Below are 22,122 nucleotides of genomic sequence, written 5' to 3' on the forward strand. Positions count from 1 at the left end.
TACCGCCGCGCCCGCCGTCAACGAAGCCGCCAACAGTACGATGAGGCGCGTCCGCTCCACATTCATGCCAAGATGATGGGCTTTCTGCTCTCCCAATGCAAGCAGATTCAACTCCCGGGTAAATAGCATAATAACAAACCAGCCGACAATGACATAAGGGGCTACGGCCACTCCTGAAGACCAATCGCTCAGCGTTAGACTTCCCATCAGCCAGTAGAGAATTTGCTGCATCTTCTCACCCGATATCGACATGATCAGTGAAAGTCCGGCTCCGAGGAACGCCTGAACCACTACCCCTGACAGCAACAGGGTCTCTATCTGCACCTTACCTGCAATATAGGCGAGTCGATATACAATGAATAGAGTCCCTATTCCGCAAACAAAAGCGACCAGCGGCAGCGTCCACTGACCGAGAATAGCCAATCCCTGCCCAAATAGAATGAAGGAAGCCGCACCGAGTGAAGCACCCGACGAAACGCCGAGAATGTATGGATCAGCTAGCGGATTGCGCAGTACTCCCTGGTATGCGACTCCCGCCATCGCCAGTGCCGCCCCTACCAGAATGGCCATCATAATCCTCGGCATGCGAATATTCCAAACAATCACTTCAGCTGCCTTCGACCATTCTCTCTCCATGTCCGGAACGAATGGCAAATGGGAAAAGATAATCTTCCACACCATATTAAAAGACAGTTGTGCGCTGCCGAGCGAAACACTGCCGACAACCGCAAGCAAAAGTACAAAAAGAAGGGGAAGCAGCCAGAATACCAGCTTCTTCCCAAAACCCTGTTGACCTTCTTTCACAGCCATCATTCCCTATTTTCGAAATAATTCCGGGTGCAAATCTTTTGCGATTTCTTTCAATCCCTCGGTAATGCGCGGACCCGGGCGGTTGACGACATCGGAATTGAGGGCGAATACACGGCCTTCCTTCACCGCTTTTACCTGCTGCCACTTGGGCCGCTGTTTGATTTTAGCCGCCCCTTCCTTATCGTAATATCCGTACGTATTAAGAATTATATCCGGGTTCCGCTGCAGCACTTTCTCCTCGGATAACTGCTTCCAGCCGTCCAGATCACCGGCAATGTTTTTGCCGCCTGCTATCGTTACCATGTCATGCATAAATGTACCTTTTCCGGCAGTAAACAGAGACGGGTCGACTTCAATCCAGACGTTCGGACGCTTCGCCTCCGGCACCGCTTTCACTTTCTCCTGTACCTCTTTTACGTCCTCTTTCATTTTGCTGACTACATCGTCCGCTTTCGCGTCATTGCCGGTCGCTTTACCAATCATCTCGATGGATTGGTAAATTTCATCGAAGGTTTTAGCCTCCATGACAAGCACAGGGATTCCGGTTTTGCGCAGCGCATCAACGGCTTCGCCATTGCCGGTATCCGCCAGGATTAAATCCGGCTCCAACGATACCACTTTCTCTATATTCACTTTCAAATCTCCGACTTTTTCTTTCTTTTTAACATCCTCCGGATAGTTGTCATAATTGGACACGCCTACAATGTTATCTCCTGCACCCACCGCATACGCAATCTCTGTTGCGCTGGGCATGACGGAAACAATGCGTCCGGGCTTCTTCTCAAGCTTAACTTCCTGTCCCGTGCTATCCTTGATCGTCAGCGGAAACTGCCCCTGGGCCGGTGCCTGTGTATTCTCTCCGCCGGACGGCTTTTGCTCCTGAGGTTGATTGGATGCATGATTGCTGCCGCATGCCGCAAGTAAGACCAACAACATTAGCCCCAGTATGATGGATATGTACTTCTTCATCTACCTCGCTCCTATACATACATGAAAGTAAAAACCAGAAGTAAAATGGAGAGGTATGAGCACAAAAAGAACAGCCTCCACTTTTTCTCTATCTTTCTACCTCTTGCTTTCCTACTTCTAAAATAAACGCGCCTGCTTTCGGAAGAAAGCAGGCGCAGTGTGTACGTAACTAAATATCGCACTCTATAATACCGCTGCATTCCTTATCCCCGAAGTCATGGTCGACATGGCAAACAGGCAACTGTCTATCTGCCTCCTGCTTCTCTTTATTCATTCACTCACTTCGACCTCATAGCCGCAATACTTACGGACGTTCAGTACTCCGTTTTCAAAAATGAAGTATTGGCCTTTAATTCCGATCAGACGGTCTTCAATCACAGGTTGCTTGTCCAAATTGTATGCTTTGACCTTCTGTATCTGTTCCAAAATTGGGTATGCGAAATCCATCCATTCATCTTCTTTTAAAATGTACGGCTTGTATTCTTCTAGAAAGTAATTGTAGATTTCCTCGCGCAACTCCAGCAAATCCACCAGTTCCACTTCACCTTTCAGCATCTTGCGCCAGTCCGTCTTGTCTGCCACATATTGCGTCAAATATACTTCAAGCTCGCCCGCAATCTTCCGCGTAGGCACCTCGGCGATCGGAATGGCACGAATTGCACCCTGATCGACCCAGCGTTTCTTTTCATTATTCTTCCGGGTAAGCCCCACTTTGACACCGCTGCTGAGAGCAAGGTACACATAGTGGGGAATCATACAATGCGCCTCTCCCCATTCCGGGTCGCGGCACGTCCCAAGATGGTAATGACATTCGTGCGGCTTTACAATGCACAAGTCATTTTCCGGCAGCTTCGTAAAGCATGGGTAGCAGTATCCGTTGTTATATGTTTTCTTGATGCTGCGGCCGCAGTAGATGCACTTCATCCGTCCAAGGGTAGAAATACGAATGGTTTTGCCAATCCACTCATTGGCCAAAATGGCCTCTCCGTCGAGCTTAAGTCTGTACTGCACAGGGTTGTCGTATTGATGGACGAAACCCTGGATAATACCTGTATGTTTCACACTATTCTCCTCTGCCTGTATAATCAAAAGTTTGATGTTTGGACTCGATAAAGTGGTAAGAGTTTAGCGGGCCTTCTCCGGAATATCGATTACTTTGCGCAGAAATTCTCGCGTCCGGTCGTTTTTAGGATTCGTAAACACGTCTTCTGGCTTCCCTTCTTCCATAATAACGCCCTGATCCATGAAAATAACACGGTCACACACGTCACGCGCAAACCCCATCTCATGGGTAACGACCACCATCGTCATCCCTTCCTGCGCCAGCTCTTTCATAACGGCAAGCACTTCGCCGACCAGCTCGGGATCAAGCGCCGATGTCGGTTCGTCAAACAGCATAATCTTCGGATTCATGGCGAGTGCACGTGCAATAGCTACACGCTGCATCTGACCACCAGATAATTTCTCCGGATATACGTCGGCCTTATCGCGAAGGCCTACTTTTTCCAGCAGGCGCAGCGCTTTTTCGCGCGCCTCGGCCGCATTTTCTTTTAATACTTTCATCGGAGCCAGCATGACATTTTCCACCACGGTCTTATGCGGGAACAGGTTGAAGCGTTGGAATACCATACCCACTTCTGTACGAACTTGATTGATGTTGACTTTCGGATTCGACAAATCGTGGCCATTGATGATAATCTGGCCGCTTGTCAGCTCTTCGAGTCCGTTTAAGCAGCGTAGAAACGTGCTTTTTCCCGAGCCGGAAGGCCCGATAACGCTAACTACTTCCTTCTCATTAATGACGCAATCAATGCCTTTTAACACTTCTAGTGAACCATAATATTTATGCAAATCTTTGACTTGAATTATCACAGTCCCGTCCCCTTTCCAACTGCCCTCTATCCTTTTTATTGTAAGGAAAAAACGTTAATTTGTAAAATGAATCAGCGAGGTTTTCTTCTCCTGTTTTGCCCTTCGGAAGAAAAGCCCGCAGACGGTAAACAGCAAGAATATGCCGCCGAGAAAATAGAACATGCTTCCCGGCGAAACGTACTGAATTCCGAGTCCGCCCAGATTCGGTCCCACGATGCTTCCTACGCTGAAATTAATGGACGCAATGATATTGGCCGCGGGAAGAACCGACTTCGGCACCAAATCGGCCGCATAGGCAAGGCCGAGCGAATAAAATGAACCCACCAATCCCCCGGCGATAAGAAATGCAGTCAATACTCCCCATTCATTATCCTTAAATAACGGCACCGCCAAAAATGCCAGGGCACCGGCAAAACCGGACAAAATTAATACGGGCTTGCGTCCAATACGATCGCTCCATATGCCGAGCGGCAGCTGCAGAATTAAGCTGCCGATTCCGACTACCGGCAGCAAAAATGATATCCAGCTCTCACTCATGCCCATACGCAGCCCGTAAACCGGGAAGTTACTATTGATTGATGATTCCATGTATCCGTAAAAAAACGACGGGATAAGAGCAAACCAGGCGAGCTGTATTGCACTCACATACCGGCTCCTCGCGGAAGCAGCCTTCTCCTCCCGCACCGGATACTCGTGCGGAAGTTTCAACAGCAAGAGCAATGCCAGAATGAAGAAAGCACCAACCGCTACAAAGGGGACGCCTACACCGAACGGCAGCAGATTAATCCCAAGCGGACCGATGCTAAACCCAATCGCATAAGACATCCCATAGATGGAAATATTGCGGCCCCGCTTTTCAGCCGGGCTGGTGGAAGTGATCCAGAGCTGCGACGCATAGTGGAGTGCGCTGTCCCCCACACCGACCAGTACACGCAGCACAAACCAGAACACAAGGCTTTGCCACAGCGGAAACAAAAACGTCGCTATAGTAACAAGCAAGATGCCCCAGGTAATGATTCGCTTATACCCGAATCTTTGCACCGGCTTCTCAATAACCAGCATGGTAAGAAAAACCCCTATATATAAAGCGGCTGCGTTCAACCCGTTTACACCGGATGATACGCCCGCCTTCTCTAAAAGTATCGTCAGCAGGGGAAGCAACAGCCCCTGGCTGAGACCGGCGATGACAACAACCAGAATTAAAATAAAAAATCGGTAGTTAGCCGACGCGGTTTGGTTCATTCCACTCCCCCCAAAAAATGAATAACATTGACAATTCAACGTCTATTGTACTGCAGACAAAACAAAAAGGCGACGAAATTAGTTCGACGCCTTTCCATCCGCAAGCCCGCCCGCACTTTCTACGGCACCGTCGGCCGGCTCCGGCTCTTGCCGGCTTTTGCCAAAACGAACCCGGCTGACCAACAATAGAAGCAGAGGAATAATAAGGATAAACAAAGGAGACGTTACGGAACGAACCTGAGTAATGTACAAGAACAAATCATTTGAATCTTTGATAATTCCTTTGGCCATGCCCACGATAAGAAAACATAGCGGCAACACAAGCGGGCTGACGCTTTTCACTCCTGTCAGATGGGCCACCCCGTATGTAAGCGTATAAAAAACGACGATAAACTCCAGCAGTATCATCATAATATAAATCCCTAAAAACAGGATATCGATTCGTTCCACAAATGCTCCGATTTTAACGAAGCGAATCGCCGCAATGTACGGATAACTGGATGCTTGCGCCGTGCCCTCGCCGAGTACGCCGATGGAGACGATGACCCGATACGCCAGATATATACCGCTGAGTGCAATCGCCAGATAAGCCAATCGGATGGTATTTTTGGAACGCTTCACGTAAGGAAGAAATCCAAGGAAAAAAATCACCTCGCTAAGCGGGAAAATATATTGGAGATATGCTGTAAACAAAATTTCTCCCGGCGGATGATCCAACAGGGGAAGAATATGGTATAGACGGAACTGCCCGATAAGCAAAATATTAATAAAGATAAGCAAAACCAGGTAAAACGGAAATGCCACCTGTGCAAACCGCACAATCGCTTCCACTCCCCGGTATACCGCGTATGCCGCCACCAGCACAGTTGCCAGTAAGTAGACATCGGCTGACAGTTCAGGTGTTAGTACCGAGACAACAAATTCAGAGAATCCACGCGCAAAAACGACGGCAACTTCAAGTGCAAAATAAACATACAAGAGTGTGACAAGCTTTCCAGGCCACTTCCCCAGAATATCTTCCGCATATTCAAAAAGCATTTTACGCGGATGCCGCTCCTGCAGCCGAAAATACAAATAGAACGTAAGCATGGCGAGCGGAATGGCAAGCAAATTCGCCAGTCCCCCGTCTTGCCCCCCATACACGAAATCAAAGTTCGTATTGCTGGATGTGGCGGTAAGGTAAATCAGCATGATGATAAACAGTTGACCTGCGGAAATCCTTCCTTTTTCGTACATGCATTCCACCCCCTCTATACTTCAACGCCAAAGATAGCAGGAATAAACCGCTGAGCAATTGGCCGGGTAAACTTGTACGCGTAATTGAGCAGCGCGCCGGATTCCCATCCTAACATCGGCACCAGCATAAAGAAGACGACCAATCCGCTTATCAGAGCAAATACGACTAAATCCCTCCACTCTTTGTTTTTACTGAATATCCAAACTCGCAGCACAACATAGACGAAGAACAGGATAAAAGTCAATGTCAACATCATTCTTTTTCACCCGCTTTCACCTGTCTGATTATTCCATTCCGCATCGAATTCCATTTTATAGAAATATCAGCCGGGATATTTGGATAAATCTCTCGCCACTGCCCTTTATGCTGATGCCAGTAATCTTTATGCTGACGGTGAATGAGCGAAGCAAACCCGACAATGTCCGCATTATCTTTTTTCTGCAATCGGGTAAGCAGAAGTCGCATGTCAGCAATGATTTTCTTTTCTACGTCTCCTTCCAGGCGGGCTACCGTTTCTTTCTTCGAAAGATCGAGCTGTGTGCCTGATTCAAGAACCGTACCATCCAACGTAAGCTCCATTTTAATTTTGGGCCGCCCGTTTTCAATGGTCGATGTTGCCTTTCTGTTTCTTACTTTTACTTGTACGGCTGTATTGTATTTCGTATCCGCATCGGCACCGAGAGAGACAGAATAGATGAGCTCCGGCTCCTGCTGAGCCATTTTGCGAAAGATGCGAAGTGCTTGCATTTCTTTTTTAGACAACACAGACACACGTGACGCCTGTTTTGGATTAAACGCATTTATGACTACGCCGTCTGCAATGATAATCTGGTCTTTTCCGCCTTTCCCTTTGCTTTTATTTACCTGTCCTGTAACAAATCCTACGTATGAGTCACTGTAATGGTTAATTAAATCTTTAAGCGTCACAACAACCGTTCTACCCCATTCGGATTGATTGTTAATGATGCCGTTTAATTCATAGCCCATCATCACTTCGCTGTTCGGCTCAGCGGTTACGATTTCTTCCGCTGTCTTTTTCGCAATAAGAATCCAGCTGGAATATCGAATCTCCCGATTGCGCGCGAAGAAATCAATCACTTCCTTCATCACATTCTCTCTAACCAGCGTATGCCCCAGAATAATAACTTTGCCGTGGAACCAGATGAGCTTGCCGGATGTCTGAGCGCGAAGATTCTTGGATGCTTCCATGATCGTATCGCCCGTCGCGCGGGTCGTATATACGGTTTCCGGCGAAACGGCCGTACCTTTTTCTAACGCCGGTTTGACGGTTTGAATGGATAGAATAAACTTTTTATGCTTCGGATCATAATCCACACCCGTAACCATGACCACATTCAACTGATTCAACTCCCGTACTGCAATACCGCCTTCCGCTGTACCACAGCCCTGGATCAACGGCAGCATAATAAGAACAAGCAGGAGAAGAGGCTTCCATCCGGCTTTCATGATTGACCGTCCCCTTCCTGCTGCGGTGGATTGGACGGCACGTCCGAACGCTTCAAGTCTTTTTTCTGGATGTATTCCTGACGCCACTTGCGCAGCGGATAGGGGAGTACGAAAATTTCACTTCCCCATGTGCGTACGTGCATCGGCGCAATCGGTGACATATATGGCACGCCAAACGTGCGGATCGAACACATATGGATGCCGAGCGCAACAAGTGCAATCGCCATACCGAACAATCCAAGCCCGGCCGCAATGATCATCATCGGAAAACGGAGCAAACGGGTAGCCATCGAAAGATTAAACGCCGGAACAGTAAACGAGGCGATTCCCGTAAACGCTACGACAATGACCATTGCCTGCGAGATAATCCCGGCTTCCACCGCCGCCTGGCCAATGACAAGCGCTCCTACGATACTAACCGCCGAACCTACCGGACGCGGCAGACGCACGCCGGCCTCCCTCAGTACCTCAAATGAAATCTCCATAATGAGCGCCTCAATCAATGCCGGAAACGGAACGCCGGCCCGAGCGGAAATGACCGTAAGCAGAAGCGGTGTCGGGATAAGCTCCTGATGAAATGTCGTGATCGCAATATAAAATGACGGTCCAAGCAGCGCGACAAGAAATGTCATCGTACGCAGGATACGAATCGCCGTAGAGAAGTAAAACCGCTGATAAAAATCCTCACTCGCCTGCAAAAAATCGTAAAATACAGACGGAACAATGAGTACGAATGGCGTTCCATCAATAATAATGGCGACTCTGCCTTCCGACAGAGCGGAGACGACTTTGTCGGGGCGCTCTGTGGATACAATCTGTGGAAACGGAGAATATACGCTATCCTCAATTAACTCTTCTAATTGCGCGCTCTCCAGGAGAATGTCGATATCCACATTCTTTAGACGCTCGCGCACGGTTTTCAATACATCTTCTTCTACCAGTTCACGCATATACATAAAGCACACGGTTGTCTGGCTGCGGCGGCCCAGTTTTACCACTTCTGACTTTAATTCCGGGGTACGCAGACGTTTACGGATAAGCGCCGTATTATCCTGCAGCTTCTCGGTAAATCCTTCCCGCGGTCCGCGCACCAGCGGTTCGGCTTCCGGTTCCGATACGGAACGAGTGGGAAATCCCGGCGCTACTATGGCCAATGCGTGCGTCATACCGTCAACATGCACGAGCGTACTGCCTGAAGTAACCATCTCTACTGCCGCCTTAAGGTTGTCGACCTGTACTATTTTTTTTGCTGTAATCACTTGATCTTCTACATGCTGTCCAAAGAACGATTCTGGTCCCATTTCCAATAGGGGATGGATTACATGCTGGTCTAAAATATCCTCATTGACCAAATCATCAAGAAAAAATACTGCACCTTCCGGAACCCGTCCATCCTGTCCTTCTCTGGCGTTTGGGAACGTCAAAGAGTGATGAACAAACACATCAACGTCTTTAAACACCGTCTTCAACCGCTCTACATTAACCGCAGTTATCGGGTCGATTTCAATCTGTTCCAGCGGTTTATTTTCCAATAGATCTTCCGCCGTCTGTTCTTGCTCCTGCTCTATTTCATTCATCACTTTCGCCCGTTTTGGTTTTTTAAATTCTCCCATTTCTATCACCCGTTTCATTAGGGAATCTCTAGTAGGTTGTGCAGGAACAGGCAAAATATACGACCTGCAATTTTTTGCACTATCCTTGACAATTTTGTAAAGCACCTTCATAATAAAACTCAATTGAAACGGTTATCAAACGAAACGTGTCGATGGGGAATAGTACGGCAGTAGCCTGCGTTCAGAGAGCAAATCATTCGCTGTGAGATTTGCCGCACGGCCTATCGGAACCCACCCCGGAGCGCCAGGGATGAACCTGGCCAGGGTCCTCTCCCTGTTACCAACGAGGCAAGAGGGCATGCGCAGAATATGGCGCACTGCCAATAAGGGTGGTACCGCGGAAGCTAAGCCTTTCGTCCTTTTCATTAGGGATGGAAGGCTTTTTATTTTTCTGTGAAAATCATGAGAAAAGAAGGAAGGAGAGAAAAAAGAGCCAGGGTAGAAAAAGGCATTCGCCTTTTTCACCATTGAAATCATCTCCTCGTTCTTTCCTCTCTTTTCCTTCGTACCGCAAAAGTCAGCCTCTCTCCCATCATTTTCATGACGGGGTTGCGGCTGAGATGCCGTGGTGTTTTTTTAAAAAAGATAGGGGTGACAAATAAGATGGATGCCAAGAAAAAACATCGCATTGTGGTAAAAATCGGAAGCAGTTCATTGACGAATCCGACCGGAGGATTGTCCCGTGAGAAGCTGGAAGAGCATGTAGCCGCGCTGGCTGCGCTGCGCCGCGCTGGACATGAAGTGATTCTCGTATCATCCGGCGCCGTGGCGGCCGGTTTTACGTCACTCGGATATCCATCGCGCCCCGTTACGCTCGAAGGCAAGCAGGCAGCCGCAGCAGTCGGTCAGGGTCTGCTCATTCAGGCTTATAATGAATCTTTGCGTTCGTATGGTTTAATGAGCGCACAGATTTTGCTAACACGCGACGATTTCTCGAAACGCAACCGGTACCACAATGCGATGGGCGCCCTTAATGAACTGCTCAAGCGGGGGATGCTGCCGATTATTAACGAAAACGACTGCGTGGCGGTCGACGAGCTTACGTTCGGCGATAACGATATGCTTTCCGCGCTGGTGGCAGGGTTTCTGCGCGCTGATGATTTGGTGATTTTAACGGATACCGACGGATTGTATGACGCAGATCCCCGTTCCAACCCGCACGCCAAAAAGTTTACGCTTATTGAAGAAATCACGCCTGAAATTGAAGCGCTCGCCGGCGGCTCCGGCAGCCGCGTGGGTACAGGCGGCATGCGCTCCAAGATTCACGCCGCCAAGCTTGCCCTCTCGCTCGGTATTGACGTATTCGTCGGTACGGGTACAGGAGATGATAAACTGCTCGATATCCTTACGGGCAAGGGCGCAGGAACGTATTTCCGTAACCAGATGAAAGCGCCGCTGAAAGCCCGCAAACAATGGATTGCCTTTCATGCCGAAAGCAGCGGCCGCATCGAAGTGGATGCGGGAGCGGCACAGGCTCTTCTCTATGAAGGAAAAAGCCTGCTTCCTTCCGGCATTACAAAGGTTAGCGGCGATTTTGCCCCGGGTCAGGTTGTCGAAGTAGCAGATACGGTGGGGCGCCTGCTGGGCAAGGGAGAGATAAACTACTCGGCGGAACAGTTGGAACAGGTAAAAGGGGAATCCACTGCAGTCTGCCGCGAACGGCTGGGTGTTCACCGGGTCGAAGCGGTTCACCGCGACAACTGGGTAACGTTATGGATGGAGGAAGACAATAAACAGGAACATAAGGAGGAGATCATGCAATGACCCTACTCGAAAAAGCGAAATTGGCGAAGCATGCGGCAACTCAGATGGTAACGCTGACGACCGAAGAAAAAAACCAGGCGCTCCTGGCGATGGCAGACGCGCTTACATCTAATATAGCGCGCATTCTGGAAGCCAACAAAAAAGATGTAGAAGCCGCAAAGCAGGCAGGTGTTACAAACGCATTAATTGATCGTCTGTCCCTCTCGGAAGGCCGCATTCGCGATATGGCCGAAGGACTGCGACAGGTTGTCGAGCTGGGGGATCCAGTCGGCAAAGAACTGGAAGCGTGGGAGCGTCCGAACGGCCTGCGCATCACCAAAGTACGCGTTCCGCTCGGTGTCATCGGCATGATTTATGAAGCGCGGCCAAACGTGACGGTGGATGCGACAGGACTTTGCCTGAAAGCAGGCAACGCTGTGCTGCTGCGCGGAAGCTCTTCCGCTCTCCACTCCAATCAAATACTTGTGCAGATCCTCCGTGAAGCGCTCGCCACGACAAAAGTAAGCAAAGAAGCGGTGCAGCTTCTCGAAGAAGGCACACGCGAAGAAGTTAACAAAATGCTAAAAATGAACGATTACCTTGACGTTCTTATTCCGCGCGGCGGAGCAGGTCTTATCCGTTCCGTTGTCGACAATGCATCCGTACCGGTGCTGGAGACCGGCGCTGGCAACTGTCACGTCTACGTGGATGAATCGGCTAAACCGGATATGGCACGCGACATTGTTGTCAACGCGAAAACGCACCGCCCGGCAGTATGCAATGCGGCCGAAACACTGCTTGTACACGAGGCATGGGCAGAAAAACACCTCTCTGATTTGCTAAGGGCATTGAAAGAAAAAGGAGTGGAACTGCGCGGCTGTGAGCGTACACGTGAACTGGCCAAAGATATCGATATCGTGCCGGCAACAGAAGAAGATTGGAGCACGGAATATCTGGATTATACGATGGCGGTCGCAGTGGTCGATTCTGTAGACAGTGCTATCGAGCATATTAACCGCTATAGCACCAAACACTCGGAATCCATTGTTACAGAATCAAAAGAGAACGCACGCAACTTCCAGAAGCGTGTCGATTCTGCGGCGGTCTATCATAATGCGTCTACGCGTTTCACAGATGGATTCGAATTCGGATTCGGGGCAGAGATTGGAATCAGCACGCAGAAACTGCACGCACGCGGCCCGATGGGTCTAGAAGCTCTTACCTCTTCTAAGTATGTTATCTACGGTACAGGGCAAATCCGATAAAGGGGAGAAAAACATGTCTATCCTGCAGAATAAAACAATCTGTTTTCTCGGCGCCGGTTCAATGGCGGAAGCGATGATTTCCGGGCTGGTCGATAAAAACCTGATTCCTTCTGAACAAATTTGCGCAATCAACCGTGGTAATAAAGCCCGCATTCAGGAACTTGTGTCGCGTTATGGCATCGCTACTCCAGAGAAAGAAGAAGCGATTGCCGGAGCCGACATTATTGTACTATCGGTTAAACCAAAAGACATCGCGACTGCGATTGCTAATATCCGGGCGCTGACCACACCGGAGCAATTGTTTATTTCCGTGCTGGCCGGAACGTCCACTGACTACATCTCCAGTCTGCTCGGCCATTCGGCTGCCGTCATACGCACGATGCCAAACACATCGGCCGCAATAGGTCTATCTGCAACCGCACTTGCACCGGGCAAATATGCGACCGATGCGGATATGGACCTGGCAATACAGATTTTCCAGGCGGTCGGCATTGTAGAAATTGTCCAGGAAGATAAACTGCACGCCGTTACAGGACTTTCCGGAAGCGGCCCGGCTTATGTATACTATTTAGTAGAAGCAATGGAGCAAGCCGGACAGGAAATCGGGCTGGAGCGCGAAACGGCGCGTCGCCTTATTCTGCAGACCATCATCGGAGCAGCCCATATGCTGCGCGATCAGGGGGAAGAGCCGGCAACGCTGCGCAAGCAGGTCACCAGTCCGGGCGGTACAACCGCAGCGGGAATTGCGGTACTAGAAAAGCATGGATTCCAGGAAGCTATGCTTGCCTGCATCAAGCAGGCAGTCGCCCGCTCGGAAGAAATGGGAAAACAATCGGTTCCCACCTCCTAACCGTTGCTTTGAATTCGGCAAAGGAGACAGGGTATGGACGTTTTTGCACTATACGGCCCTAGTGGTACAGGAAAAAGCACAAGCGCGCTTGAGCTTGCGCATAAGCATAAAATCAATGCCATTATTGATGACGGCCTGCTGATCTACAAAGGCCGCAAAGTGGCAGGTACGTCCGCTAAATATGAACGTACGACAGTGCAGGCGGTGAAGCGGGCAATCTTTTTCTACGAAGATCATGCAGCAGAAGTCAGGCAGGCCATTCGCGATTTCCACATTGATCGCATTTTGCTGCTCGGCACCTCCCGTAAGATGGTGGATCGCATTGCGGCTGCACTGGAAATCGAGCCGATTTCCACGTATATCTCTATCGAGGATATTCGTTCTTCGAGCGAGATCAAGGCTGCACTCTACACGCGCCGTACAGCCGGGCAGCATGTCATCCCTATTCCCTACATTCAGGTGGAGCAGGACTTCTTCCGCCGCCTGATTGCGCGCGGCAAAAAAATTTTTTCATCCAAAAAAGAAGTTATCGGGGAAACAACCATTGTGCAACCGGACTTCGGGGGCGGACGCATGCATGTGACGGAGCATGTGCTGCGCAAGCTTGTCACATTGAGCTGTAAGGATATGCCTGAAGTAGAGAATGTGAGCAAAATTAACGTCACCTTAAACGACTTGCCGTCCGTCTCATGCGAAGTGCATCTGAATGTCTCACGCGGAACCTCACTGCCGCAAGTGGCACATAAGATTCGCCGCCGCGTGTATGATTCTTATGTACAGCATTTAAACATTGAACTGCACCATATTCATATTCATATTGGCAGATTGACTATAGCCGGCGTCTGAATGCGTCGGTTTTTTTTGTGCAAAATATGTTTGTACGTATTCCATTCCATACACGAAAGGAGCTCTTACCATGCAGCAACAGATGACAGGGCAATCGCAAGCTCAACAACCGGTGATGACGACACCTCCGAATGTAATGACAACGAAGGATGTACATTATGTAAAAGACCAGCTGAGCTGGCTGTTGGTAGCCATGAAAAAATGCAACCATTACTCGCAAGAATGTACCGATCCGCAGGTAAAACAACTGATTGATCGCGCCGGCCAGATGCACCAGCGCCATTACAACACACTGCTTCAGCACTGCCAGAACAATAACGCTTCCGCTATGAGCAGCATATCCGGCAGCATGTCGGCACAATAAGGAGGAAAGAAGATGCAAAACAACCAAATCGCCAACCCTACTTCCCCCGCGCAAAACCAGGCGCAGCAAACTCCGCAGATGACGGATCGCGATCGATTGAACGATGTTCTTACAACGCAAAAATATCTGACGGACGGCTTTAATATCGCGACACGCGAAGCAAGCCACGAGGCGCTGCACCGCGACGTGCTAACCTGCCTGACCGAGACGCATCAGTGCGCGCGCGATATCTATAATCTAATGTTCCAGCAGGGCTGGTATACGCTTGAAGCGGAAGAGCAGCAAAAACTCGACCAGACATACCAGCAGTTTAGCAGCTATACCGTACAATTCCCTTATACGTCTAAAGTTCAATAATATCTAAAAATGAAGCGGCTGCTGTGCTGTCCTTTTTCCCCAGGGAGGTTTTGCACAGTCATACCTCCTTACTTACAGATAACGCCCGGCTGTTATTTACCGGGCGTTACAGCTTATTTTCCTTCCTGTTGTTTCTTCTCATCGCTCCATCGCTTGATCTGTTCGAACAATTCGCGGAGCTGCTTCTTCTCTTCCGGATGCTCATTGGTCCAGTGCTGCACAAGCGGCGGCATCGTTTTCAGCATATGATTGTACAATGCCCACGTCTTCACCATCTCCACCCGCTCCTCATTTGCCTCACCGGTCAAAAACTCGGTAAAGCTGTACAGCAGGCTCTCCATATCAGGCAGTTGTCCGCCGCTTCCGCTCTTATCACTCATCATGCATTCCTCCGTCTCTTAGCTTTTCTCCTACCTATTATTAACCTCTTTGCCTCCCGAATTCAAACAATAATGTGCAAGGGATATGTTATACTAAATGAGAAAAAAGAAGGAAAAATGCTGCCGTTTATGAACAAGCACATTTTTCTTTTTTTCCAGTTACTCCTATACACTATTCCTTGACTTTATTTACAGAAAGAAGGCATACCTTATGAGACGATACAGCGAAATGTCACGGGAAGAACTGCAGGCTGAAATGCAGCGGCTGCGTGGGGAGAGCATGCGGAAATACCAGGCCGGCTACGTCTCTGAAGCATCGGTACTCGAATCCAAGTTCTTTATGGCCCGTTCCTACTTGCTTGACCCGGACGACTTTATGAGCGGACAGGAATACGGAGTGATCGGATATGACGAGCCGTTCTTCGTCCGTTACCTTAACGGCATTATGGCCTGGGGACATTTTCGTTCCTCTGAAGAAGAAAAAGCGTTTCCGATTGGCCGACTCGAAGAGATCACTCCTTCCTGCGGATCAGGCGGCGGCTGTTGCGGCGTTTAAGCGCGCCGCCACTCATTTTTCAGCAAGCCGTACACAATGTGGTCGACATAATGATCATACAACCATTCTCCCTGACGAATTTGCCCTTCCCGGGTAAAGCCGAGCCGCTCCGGTATGGCGCGGCTCTTCTCATTTTCTACCGCGCACCGGATTTCGACACGATTCAATCCCAGCTCATCAAATACGTAGCGAATCAATCGACTAACGGCCGCAGTCATTATCCCTTTTCCCTGCATGTTTTCAATTATCCAATAGCCGATGCTGGTACAGTGATTTATCCAATCCATGTAGTGCAGCCCTACAACTCCAACAATTCTTCCTTTATACCACAGCCCATAGTCTGTGCCGTTTTGTATCATACGCCTTTGCCTGCTGCCAGCAATAAACATTTCTATATCGGCCGTCCCCTCTGTTGCATCGATCCAGCCGAGGAAGCGCCGCAGATGTCCCCGATTTGCATGAATCAAGGCGTATAACGAGGGCGCATCCTCCATTTCTACTTCCTTTAGCTTCACGTTCTTATTTACGATCAGGTCCATCTTTCTCCCCTTTCTGTGAAAATCATGAGAAAAGAAGAAGAGAAAGAGGAAATGAGATCCAGAGAAGAAAAAGGACTTCGCCTTTTTCCCCATTGAAATCACCCCCTCGTTCTCTTCTCTCTTTTCCTTTGTACCACAAAAATCAGCCGCCCTTCCCACAATTTTCATGCCGGGGTTGTGGCTGAAAAGCATGGTGGTTTTGTACCTGAGTATATCGTGTTTTGCCAATTATTACACCGATCAAACATTGAATATTCTTCCCATACTATCGGTAGCTATCTATTCTCATGCAAAGGGGGAATTTTATGCGCCGTTATACATTCCATCTCATCTGCGCATTGCTTCTGCTGGGCCTGGCCGTGCAGATTTTTCTGGCAAGCCCGGAAGCCAGGGCGCAAACCGAACAGAAAATCGGTCAGACACCCATACCGGCCAATATTCTGGTCGCGATCCGTGAAAGTAAACCGGGAGGCGATCCAAACCCGCGCGGTCAAATCTTATATGTACAATCCATGCCGTTTAAAACATACATCCGCAATGTGCTTCCCAACGAATGGCTCCCCAACTGGGAAGCGGAGTCATTGAAAGCAGGCGCAATGGCGGTGAAAATGTTCGCCTGGTACCATGTGCTTAACCCGGTCACTATCGACAACCAGCGCTTTGCCGTTGATAACACAACGAACTTCCAGATCTACCGCGAAGGGACCAGCATGCCCCGCACCGATGCCGCACTTGATGAAACGATGCAGCTTGCCTTCGTAAAAAAAGACGATACGATCTTCGAATTAAATTACCGGGCCGGTTATCCGAATTCACCGAACTTCCAGTACCGCAACGCACAAAAAATGGCTCAGCACGGCAGTCAGTACCTGGCTCATAGACAAAACAAAAATATGCTGCAGATTCTTCAGGTCTACTATGAAGGTAGAAAGCTGGTGAAGATTCCATGAAGAAGAAAGGCGTACGTAAAATATGGCTGTCCGTCCTTTGCATCGCAGCTTCCCTCACCAGTCTCCCCCTTCCGCTACAGGGCCAGGCAGAACGAAAAGAACACAGGCCGCTGCCGGAATACAAATACGAAACATTCCACCGCCAGAGTAATGACCCTCTATCTATGCAGCCGGATGTAAAACCAGGATCGGATATTCCCGGCTATAATAAGTGGGACAAATGGGCATTGATGCAGGTGAAAGTCATTGACTCGACTACCCGGAAGCCGTTAGAAAATGCAGAAGTAGTCATCGCCGAAACCGGATACCGGACGAAAACAGATAAGCACGGCTTTACTCAGGCGTTTCCGGCACCGATTATCCGCGATCCGCGCTTTACCGAAACGCTCGCCCGCCTGCATGGACAGCTTACGCTCCTTGCCTATAAAAACGGATATCGGGACACCATCTACTATAACGTACGCATGAATGAAGGCATGACGACAACACCGGAAATCTGGATGTTTGAGATCGCGCCGGAACACCACCGGATCGAGCCGTACGTCTATCATTATCCGACCCATCATTTATTTAGCGTGAACCTCGCTGAAGAATTCCGCAGCAAATCTCAACCCGGAGCCGGGCCGGAGAGCCCTGATCGCTGATGAAGATGACAAAAGGCAAACTGGCGGTGCTTGCACTCCTCATTATCCTGAACATTGTCGCATTCTTTTGGAACAAGCAGCACGATCGCATATTAGCCATTAAAGCGCAGGGGCCGCAAACGATTATCATCAACAAACACGGTTTTGTACCGAATCGGCTTGTCTATAAGCAAGGTGATGTTGTTTCTCTCATTATCCATAACCAGGACGACAAAACGCATAATTTCGTGCTGGCGGACTACTATGTGTTTTCTCCTGATTTACATAAAGGCGAAACAACCAGAATCCAATTTACCGCTGTTAAAAAGGGAAACTTTTCTTTTGTTTCCGACACGCCTGGCTACCCGGAATTAGGCTATAAAGGTCTGTTGAAAGTCAAATAAGAAAAAGCAACGGTCGGGACAACCGACATCTCCGTCACCGTCCCGGCTTCTTCTTTTTTCGTGATTTTCACAGAAAAAAAACTCGCCCATTACATGGCGAGTGCGGATTCAAAAGGACTGATTACAATACGTCCCCGCTGTACTTGGCGGTGAAAGGCGTCCTTTTCGATCACAAAACCTTCGTTTGAGCCTTCATACCGGCAGGCAAAAAATAAACGATCCATCTCCTCAACCGTAAAAGGCTTCTTCTCTCGTGTCAGATGATATTGACGACCTACATGCTGCTGTACCACAACAATTTCACTCCCACTCCGTTTTATTTGTATCTGTATCATAACACAAACTGTCATAATACAACAAGATGTTTTTTGAAAATTATTGTAATACAGTATCTTTCCGCTTCACAAACCAGGTCACAAGCGTGAGCGGCACAAGTCCAAGCAGCGTCAGCACGCCGAAAAACGTATACGTTGTTAGAATGCCGTACGCGTCCACCAGCATGCCGCCCACTACGTTTGTCGCCATAGAACCCAATCCGAGGCCCATCGACGTATACACCGAGAGTGCCGTTACCCGCAGCCCGTCCGGCGTATTCTCTTTCACAAACTGGGCTGCAGAAGCAAGGTACAGCCCGACGGAAAAGCCCTGGATAAAAAACAGAATCAGCACGGCGGTCGGCGACGGACTTGTTCCGTACCACAGCCAGCGCAGGGCCGAGACCAGCCCCGCGATAAGAATCGTCTTCTCCAGACCCAGGCGTTGAATAAAGAAGCCCGACCATTTCATAAACGGCGCCTCACTTCCGGCAAACAGCAGAAACGCAAGACCGATACCGGCAACCTGTCCGCCCAGACTGTCATATAACAACCCGAAGAAAATATTATTGCCGTTAATCGGGCCGAAGATTAAGAATGCACTCATAAGAAATAGCATATAACGGGGAATTCGAACAAGCCGGGCGAGTCCCTTAAATACATTTACAGTCCCCATGGAACGTTCTGTACGCACTCCCCGCAGACATGCAAACGCGCCCAACTGCGCAACTGTGTATACATAAAAGATGGCACCCAGCCCAAACCAGTCGGCAAGTAATCCGGCCACAAGCGTCGCCACCGCAAACCCGATCGCGCCCCACTGCCGAATCCTCCCAAATTCAATCCCGGTGTGTGCCGCATACTGCAGCGCCAATCCATCGGAGATGGGCACCGCTCCGCTCTGGAAGAAATGCAGCAAGCCATAAAGCAAGGCAAACGCAATAAAACTTCTTCCTCCCCAAAGCAGCAATAACGCGGCAGCAGCCGCACAGAGCAGGATGCTGCTCAAAATCTGCCGTGACATCTGAAACCGGTCGCACAACATTCCCCAGAACGGCTGGGCAAAGATTGCGACGATCGGACCGACCGAGACAATAAGACCAATCTGTGTGCCGCTCATCCCAATGCTTTTTAAATAATGGGACAACAATGGATACAATGCGCCCAGCACAAAATAGACAAAGAAAAACAGCCCGCTAATGCTTACGGACTCTCGCCTCCAAAACGGCATCCCCATCTCTTTGCTCTCCTTTCCGCAAAAAACAGAGGGCAAACCCATATAGGTTTGCCCGTGTCATTCCGATTGTTCTTATCCTTTATAAGCCGGAAGAATCTTCTTTGGATTCACCGTTCGCTTCTTCTCCCATGTCTCCGGCTTCGCCTCGTCATACTGTTCAAGAAACGCAATCACTTCTTTTGTCAGCGGTGTTGGCGTCGATGCGCCGGCGGTCACTGCAACTTTCCGCTTGCCTTCAAGCCATTTCACATCCAGCTCACCCAGGTCGGCAATCCGGTATGCAGGCACGCCTGCAATTTCTTCGGCTACCTGCGCCAGACGGTTGGAATTGTTGCTGCGTGGATCGCCTACGACAAGCAGCAAATCGGCTTCTCCCGCCTGCTTGGCCACCGCTTCCTGGCGCACCTGGGTTGCCATACAAATCTCATTGTGGATTTCGCACTGTGGATATTTATGAATGATCCTATTCATAATATGTTTGATATCCCACTGGCTCATGGTCGTTTGATTGGTCACAATCAATTTCTCATGCGCCAGATTCAGCTTATCAACATCCGCTTCTGTCTCGATGAGATGTACACGGTCCGGTGCTATCCCTATCGCTCCCTCGGGTTCCGGATGTCCCTTCTTACCAATATAGATAATATGGTATCCCTGGGCGACCTTGCTCCGGATTAAATCATGCGTTTTGGTCACATCAGGACATGTCGCGTCCACAACGGTCAAACCTTTGGCATGAGCACGCTCGCGCACCTCAGGCGATACACCGTGTGCGGTGAAGATAACCGTACCTTTCTCGATCTGTTCAAGCATCTCCAGACGGTTCGGCCCGTCCAACGTAATGATGTCTTGATCCTCGAACGCTTTTACTACATGGCTGTTATGAACAATCATGCCGAGAATGTAAATCGGCCGGGGAAAATCAAAGTTCTGTGCTGTCTTCTGCGCCAGCACCATGGCGTCTACAACGCCGTAACAGTAGCCGCGGGGTGAGATTTTAATGACTTCCATAGCGTGTACTGCCTCCCCACTGTTAGATTCGGGCGCCAATGTATAGCACCACCGCATCTATTATAACTCAAGCGGCAGGGTCAGTGCACCCCATTCGCGCAATTCAAGCGTACGCGCGCCTTCTACTACTACCGGGTCGTTCTGCGCGAGTTCCAGCGCTTCTTCATATGTATCCGCAATATAGATAACCATACCGCCTTTCCCGTCCGTAAACGGTCCCGCGGCCATAATCTTGCCTTCATGGTACAGCTTATTAATGTAAGCGAGATGAGCCGGGCGATGTTGCGCGTTTTTCTCCTGATCGATAATGGGCAATAATGCGACGTATTTCATATTCCAAGTCCCCTTCCCAATGTTTGGAATGCAAAAAAGGGTCGTCCCATTGTCCAACCCCTTTTTTGACCTTCTTTTAGTTTAACTCCTAGGGCACCGCAAATCCAGTCGCTACGATTAATACATCAGCGAATATGCAGACTGCCAGCGCGAGGCCCGCAAAAGCCATCGCAAATTTGTTCTTCTGCTTCGTCACATTCCGAAGACCCCATGCAACAAAGAACGTGAACACGAACATGAGAATATTCATCAGCATATTCCCTCAACTCCTCCCGTGTAAACCTGAAGTTATGATACCAAAACACCTTTTATTTTATCAAAGACAGACAAACACTGGCAAATAAAGTTTGTGTCTTTTTGTTCACTTCTAGTCAAAACAATGAGCGAAAAGGCATTTTTTTATTCATCTTCTTCATCCGGCTCTGTCTCCTGCTCACGCTCGATATAGACCAAATCGCCCGGCGTCCATTCCGCCTGACCGCTCGTCAGGTTGGTAATCAACTCCTTCAGCGGTTCTTCCTTGCCTTCTTCTTCGCCGACGGTAACCGTAACCCTGTCCAGATACTGAATGCCGACAATCCGGTATTCACGTGCGTTCAACTCATTCTCTACTTTGCCGAGGAATGTGTAATCAAACGAGAAATGGTGCTCCCGCGTTAAAATCCGCTCAACGATCCCTGCCGCACGCACTCCCGCGCTGGCCGATTTGCCGTATGCGCGGATAAGGCCACCGGCTCCGAGTTTGATGCCTCCGAAATAACGGGTAACCACAATGGCAGTATCCTTTAGCCCTTTTTTCTTAATAACTTCAAGAATGGGCTTGCCTGCCGTGCCGCTTGGCTCTCCGTCGTCGTCCATCTTCTGGAATTGATCATGCTCTCCTACGATGTAGGCTGAGCAATTGTGCGTGGCGTCCCAGTGCTTTTTCTTGATTTCCTGTATAAAAGCGACCGCTTCTTCCTGTGTCGTCACCCTCTTTACATAACTGATAAAGCGGGATCGGTTGATTTCGATTTCCGTCTGTCCTTCCGGTCGCACTGTTAAATATCGCTGCAGCATATAAAAAACCCCCTTTTTCTGTGAAAATCGTGAAGAAAGAAGGAGAGAAAGAGGAAAGGAGAGCCGGGGAAGAAAAAGGCG

27 protein-coding genes and 1 other annotated feature are annotated in these 22,122 nt (G+C 49.3%); of the genes, 10 read left to right on the forward strand and 17 right to left on the reverse strand.

Annotated features, from left to right (window positions below; translation table 11 throughout):
• The 9 genes from B2899_RS07180 to B2899_RS07220 form a co-directional block, all read right to left on the reverse strand.
• A partial coding sequence (locus B2899_RS07180; protein ID WP_286884690.1) for a FecCD family ABC transporter permease occupies positions 1–804 on the reverse strand: 804 nt, incomplete at its 3' end.
• Between the two features lie 12 nt (positions 805–816).
• Positions 817–1,779 carry an ABC transporter substrate-binding protein gene (locus B2899_RS07185; protein ID WP_146808657.1) on the reverse strand — a complete coding sequence of 321 codons (963 nt, stop codon included), beginning with the start codon at positions 1,777–1,779 and terminating at the stop codon, positions 817–819.
• Positions 1,780–2,049: 270 nt separating this feature from the next.
• Complete coding sequence (locus tag B2899_RS07190) at positions 2,050–2,841, reverse strand: DUF2797 domain-containing protein (protein WP_146808658.1); 792 nt, start codon at positions 2,839–2,841, stop codon at positions 2,050–2,052.
• 63 nt (positions 2,842–2,904) lie between these two features.
• Positions 2,905–3,651 carry an amino acid ABC transporter ATP-binding protein gene (locus B2899_RS07195; protein WP_281285973.1) on the reverse strand — a complete coding sequence of 249 codons (747 nt, stop codon included), beginning with the start codon at positions 3,649–3,651 and terminating at the stop codon, positions 2,905–2,907.
• A 54-nt stretch (positions 3,652–3,705) separates the two neighbouring features.
• Entirely contained in the window at positions 3,706–4,893 is a 1,188-nt protein-coding gene (locus B2899_RS07200; RefSeq protein ID WP_286884694.1) for an MFS transporter, read from the reverse strand.
• A gap of 78 nt (positions 4,894–4,971) precedes the next feature.
• Positions 4,972–6,129, reverse strand: coding sequence for a GerAB/ArcD/ProY family transporter (locus tag B2899_RS07205; protein ID WP_286884696.1), 1,158 nt, complete (start codon positions 6,127–6,129; stop codon positions 4,972–4,974).
• 14 nt (positions 6,130–6,143) lie between these two features.
• Positions 6,144–6,386: a hypothetical protein gene (locus B2899_RS07210; protein ID WP_286884698.1), complete on the reverse strand. Its 243-nt coding sequence runs from the start codon at positions 6,384–6,386 to the stop codon at positions 6,144–6,146.
• On the reverse strand, positions 6,383–7,597 hold the full coding sequence (locus tag B2899_RS07215) for a Ger(x)C family spore germination protein (RefSeq protein ID WP_286884700.1): 1,215 nt from the start codon (positions 7,595–7,597) through the stop codon (positions 6,383–6,385). Before B2899_RS07215 ends, B2899_RS07210 begins: the two co-directional genes overlap by 4 nt.
• Entirely contained in the window at positions 7,594–9,228 is a 1,635-nt protein-coding gene (locus B2899_RS07220; RefSeq protein ID WP_286884701.1) for a spore germination protein, read from the reverse strand. The genes B2899_RS07215 and B2899_RS07220 overlap by 4 nt, the downstream gene beginning before the upstream one ends.
• A gap of 122 nt (positions 9,229–9,350) precedes the next feature.
• Positions 9,351–9,574, forward strand: a binding site (T-box leader).
• Positions 9,575–9,813: 239 nt separating this feature from the next.
• Between B2899_RS07220 and proB the strand changes: the two genes are divergently transcribed.
• The 6 genes from proB to B2899_RS07250 all read left to right on the forward strand — a co-directional run bounded on the left by proB (position 9,814) and on the right by B2899_RS07250 (position 14,635).
• Entirely contained in the window at positions 9,814–10,974 is a 1,161-nt protein-coding gene (gene proB, locus B2899_RS07225) for a glutamate 5-kinase (protein WP_286884703.1), read from the forward strand.
• Complete coding sequence (locus tag B2899_RS07230) at positions 10,971–12,218, forward strand: glutamate-5-semialdehyde dehydrogenase (RefSeq protein ID WP_146808670.1); 1,248 nt, start codon at positions 10,971–10,973, stop codon at positions 12,216–12,218. The genes proB and B2899_RS07230 overlap by 4 nt, the downstream gene beginning before the upstream one ends.
• 13 nt (positions 12,219–12,231) lie before the next feature.
• Positions 12,232–13,068, forward strand: a complete 837-nt coding sequence (gene proC / locus B2899_RS07235) for a pyrroline-5-carboxylate reductase (RefSeq protein WP_146808671.1) — start codon at positions 12,232–12,234, stop codon at positions 13,066–13,068.
• A gap of 33 nt (positions 13,069–13,101) precedes the next feature.
• Positions 13,102–13,914 carry a hypothetical protein gene (locus tag B2899_RS07240; protein ID WP_146808672.1) on the forward strand — a complete coding sequence of 271 codons (813 nt, stop codon included), beginning with the start codon at positions 13,102–13,104 and terminating at the stop codon, positions 13,912–13,914.
• 70 nt (positions 13,915–13,984) lie between these two features.
• The gene (locus B2899_RS07245) at positions 13,985–14,278 is read left to right on the forward strand and encodes a hypothetical protein (RefSeq protein ID WP_146808673.1); all 294 of its coding nucleotides are present in this window, start codon (positions 13,985–13,987) and stop codon (positions 14,276–14,278) included.
• 12 nt (positions 14,279–14,290) lie between these two features.
• Positions 14,291–14,635, forward strand: coding sequence for a spore coat protein (locus tag B2899_RS07250; protein WP_146808674.1), 345 nt, complete (start codon positions 14,291–14,293; stop codon positions 14,633–14,635).
• 113 nt (positions 14,636–14,748) lie between these two features.
• On the opposite strand, the gene B2899_RS07255 is transcribed toward B2899_RS07250, so the two are convergent.
• A complete protein-coding gene (locus tag B2899_RS07255) occupies positions 14,749–15,018 on the reverse strand; it encodes a DUF2573 family protein (RefSeq protein ID WP_246147215.1) in 270 nt (89 codons plus the stop codon).
• Positions 15,019–15,226: 208 nt separating this feature from the next.
• Between B2899_RS07255 and B2899_RS07260 the strand changes: the two genes are divergently transcribed.
• Positions 15,227–15,571 (forward strand): DUF1811 family protein, encoded by a 345-nt coding sequence (locus B2899_RS07260; RefSeq protein ID WP_286884707.1) that lies wholly within the window; start codon positions 15,227–15,229, stop codon positions 15,569–15,571.
• Here the strand turns inward: B2899_RS07260 and B2899_RS07265 are convergent.
• The gene (locus B2899_RS07265) at positions 15,568–16,110 is read right to left on the reverse strand and encodes a GNAT family N-acetyltransferase (RefSeq protein WP_286884708.1); all 543 of its coding nucleotides are present in this window, start codon (positions 16,108–16,110) and stop codon (positions 15,568–15,570) included. The two genes, B2899_RS07260 and B2899_RS07265, sit on opposite strands and share 4 nt — an antisense overlap.
• A gap of 305 nt (positions 16,111–16,415) precedes the next feature.
• Here B2899_RS07265 and B2899_RS07270 point away from each other — a divergent pair, with 305 nt between their 5' ends.
• The 3 genes from B2899_RS07270 to B2899_RS07280 are packed head-to-tail and all read left to right on the forward strand — an operon-like array spanning position 16,416 to position 18,087.
• Entirely contained in the window at positions 16,416–17,060 is a 645-nt protein-coding gene (locus B2899_RS07270; RefSeq protein WP_286884709.1) for a SpoIID/LytB domain-containing protein, read from the forward strand.
• A complete protein-coding gene (locus tag B2899_RS07275; protein WP_286884710.1) occupies positions 17,057–17,704 on the forward strand; it encodes a hypothetical protein in 648 nt (215 codons plus the stop codon). The genes B2899_RS07270 and B2899_RS07275 overlap by 4 nt, the downstream gene beginning before the upstream one ends.
• Positions 17,704–18,087 (forward strand): cupredoxin domain-containing protein, encoded by a 384-nt coding sequence (locus tag B2899_RS07280; protein ID WP_146808680.1) that lies wholly within the window; start codon positions 17,704–17,706, stop codon positions 18,085–18,087. Before B2899_RS07275 ends, B2899_RS07280 begins: the two co-directional genes overlap by 1 nt.
• An 89-nt stretch (positions 18,088–18,176) precedes the next feature.
• On the opposite strand, the gene B2899_RS07285 is transcribed toward B2899_RS07280, so the two are convergent.
• The 6 genes from B2899_RS07285 to B2899_RS07310 all read right to left on the reverse strand — a co-directional run bounded on the left by B2899_RS07285 (position 18,177) and on the right by B2899_RS07310 (position 22,041).
• The gene (locus B2899_RS07285; RefSeq protein ID WP_146808681.1) at positions 18,177–18,380 is read right to left on the reverse strand and encodes a hypothetical protein; all 204 of its coding nucleotides are present in this window, start codon (positions 18,378–18,380) and stop codon (positions 18,177–18,179) included.
• An 82-nt stretch (positions 18,381–18,462) separates the two neighbouring features.
• Positions 18,463–19,638: an MFS transporter gene (locus tag B2899_RS07290; protein WP_146808682.1), complete on the reverse strand. Its 1,176-nt coding sequence runs from the start codon at positions 19,636–19,638 to the stop codon at positions 18,463–18,465.
• 72 nt (positions 19,639–19,710) lie between these two features.
• Positions 19,711–20,649, reverse strand: coding sequence for a 4-hydroxy-3-methylbut-2-enyl diphosphate reductase (locus B2899_RS07295; protein ID WP_146808683.1), 939 nt, complete (start codon positions 20,647–20,649; stop codon positions 19,711–19,713).
• Between the two features lie 60 nt (positions 20,650–20,709).
• Positions 20,710–20,982, reverse strand: a complete 273-nt coding sequence (locus B2899_RS07300) for a YciI family protein (protein ID WP_146808684.1) — start codon at positions 20,980–20,982, stop codon at positions 20,710–20,712.
• Between the two features lie 88 nt (positions 20,983–21,070).
• Positions 21,071–21,238, reverse strand: a complete 168-nt coding sequence (locus tag B2899_RS07305; RefSeq protein ID WP_146808685.1) for a DUF2759 domain-containing protein — start codon at positions 21,236–21,238, stop codon at positions 21,071–21,073.
• Positions 21,239–21,381: 143 nt separating this feature from the next.
• Positions 21,382–22,041 (reverse strand): YigZ family protein, encoded by a 660-nt coding sequence (locus B2899_RS07310; protein ID WP_146808686.1) that lies wholly within the window; start codon positions 22,039–22,041, stop codon positions 21,382–21,384.
• Between the last annotated feature and the right edge of the window lie 81 nt (positions 22,042–22,122).

The organism is Aneurinibacillus sp. UBA3580 (assembly GCF_002375825.1).
GTDB lineage: Bacteria > Bacillota > Bacilli > Aneurinibacillales > Aneurinibacillaceae > Aneurinibacillus > Aneurinibacillus danicus.

Bases quoted from the DNA above. Each gene is read 5' to 3' on its own strand.
- B2899_RS07185 (WP_146808657.1), bottom strand. From the start codon at position 1,779: ATGAAGAAGTACATATCCATCATACTGGGGCTAATGTTGTTGGTCTTA.
- B2899_RS07200 (WP_286884694.1), bottom strand. From the start codon at position 4,893: ATGAACCAAACCGCGTCGGCTAACTACCGATTTTTTATTTTAATTCTG.
- B2899_RS07205 (WP_286884696.1), bottom strand. From the start codon at position 6,129: ATGTACGAAAAAGGAAGGATTTCCGCAGGTCAACTGTTTATCATCATG.
- B2899_RS07210 (WP_286884698.1), bottom strand. From the start codon at position 6,386: ATGATGTTGACATTGACTTTTATCCTGTTCTTCGTCTATGTTGTGCTG.
- B2899_RS07215 (WP_286884700.1), bottom strand. From the start codon at position 7,597: ATGAAAGCCGGATGGAAGCCTCTTCTCCTGCTTGTTCTTATTATGCTG.
- B2899_RS07220 (WP_286884701.1), bottom strand. From the start codon at position 9,228: ATGAAACGGGTGATAGAAATGGGAGAATTTAAAAAACCAAAACGGGCG.
- proB (WP_286884703.1), top strand. From the start codon at position 9,814: ATGGATGCCAAGAAAAAACATCGCATTGTGGTAAAAATCGGAAGCAGT.
- B2899_RS07230 (WP_146808670.1), top strand. From the start codon at position 10,971: ATGACCCTACTCGAAAAAGCGAAATTGGCGAAGCATGCGGCAACTCAG.
- proC (WP_146808671.1), top strand. From the start codon at position 12,232: ATGTCTATCCTGCAGAATAAAACAATCTGTTTTCTCGGCGCCGGTTCA.
- B2899_RS07240 (WP_146808672.1), top strand. From the start codon at position 13,102: ATGGACGTTTTTGCACTATACGGCCCTAGTGGTACAGGAAAAAGCACA.
- B2899_RS07245 (WP_146808673.1), top strand. From the start codon at position 13,985: ATGCAGCAACAGATGACAGGGCAATCGCAAGCTCAACAACCGGTGATG.
- B2899_RS07250 (WP_146808674.1), top strand. From the start codon at position 14,291: ATGCAAAACAACCAAATCGCCAACCCTACTTCCCCCGCGCAAAACCAG.
- B2899_RS07255 (WP_246147215.1), bottom strand. From the start codon at position 15,018: ATGATGAGTGATAAGAGCGGAAGCGGCGGACAACTGCCTGATATGGAG.
- B2899_RS07260 (WP_286884707.1), top strand. From the start codon at position 15,227: ATGAGACGATACAGCGAAATGTCACGGGAAGAACTGCAGGCTGAAATG.
- B2899_RS07265 (WP_286884708.1), bottom strand. From the start codon at position 16,110: ATGGACCTGATCGTAAATAAGAACGTGAAGCTAAAGGAAGTAGAAATG.
- B2899_RS07270 (WP_286884709.1), top strand. From the start codon at position 16,416: ATGCGCCGTTATACATTCCATCTCATCTGCGCATTGCTTCTGCTGGGC.
- B2899_RS07275 (WP_286884710.1), top strand. From the start codon at position 17,057: ATGAAGAAGAAAGGCGTACGTAAAATATGGCTGTCCGTCCTTTGCATC.
- B2899_RS07280 (WP_146808680.1), top strand. From the start codon at position 17,704: ATGAAGATGACAAAAGGCAAACTGGCGGTGCTTGCACTCCTCATTATC.
- B2899_RS07290 (WP_146808682.1), bottom strand. From the start codon at position 19,638: ATGGGGATGCCGTTTTGGAGGCGAGAGTCCGTAAGCATTAGCGGGCTG.
- B2899_RS07295 (WP_146808683.1), bottom strand. From the start codon at position 20,649: ATGGAAGTCATTAAAATCTCACCCCGCGGCTACTGTTACGGCGTTGTA.
- B2899_RS07300 (WP_146808684.1), bottom strand. From the start codon at position 20,982: ATGAAATACGTCGCATTATTGCCCATTATCGATCAGGAGAAAAACGCG.
- B2899_RS07305 (WP_146808685.1), bottom strand. From the start codon at position 21,238: ATGCTGATGAATATTCTCATGTTCGTGTTCACGTTCTTTGTTGCATGG.
- B2899_RS07310 (WP_146808686.1), bottom strand. From the start codon at position 22,041: ATGCTGCAGCGATATTTAACAGTGCGACCGGAAGGACAGACGGAAATC.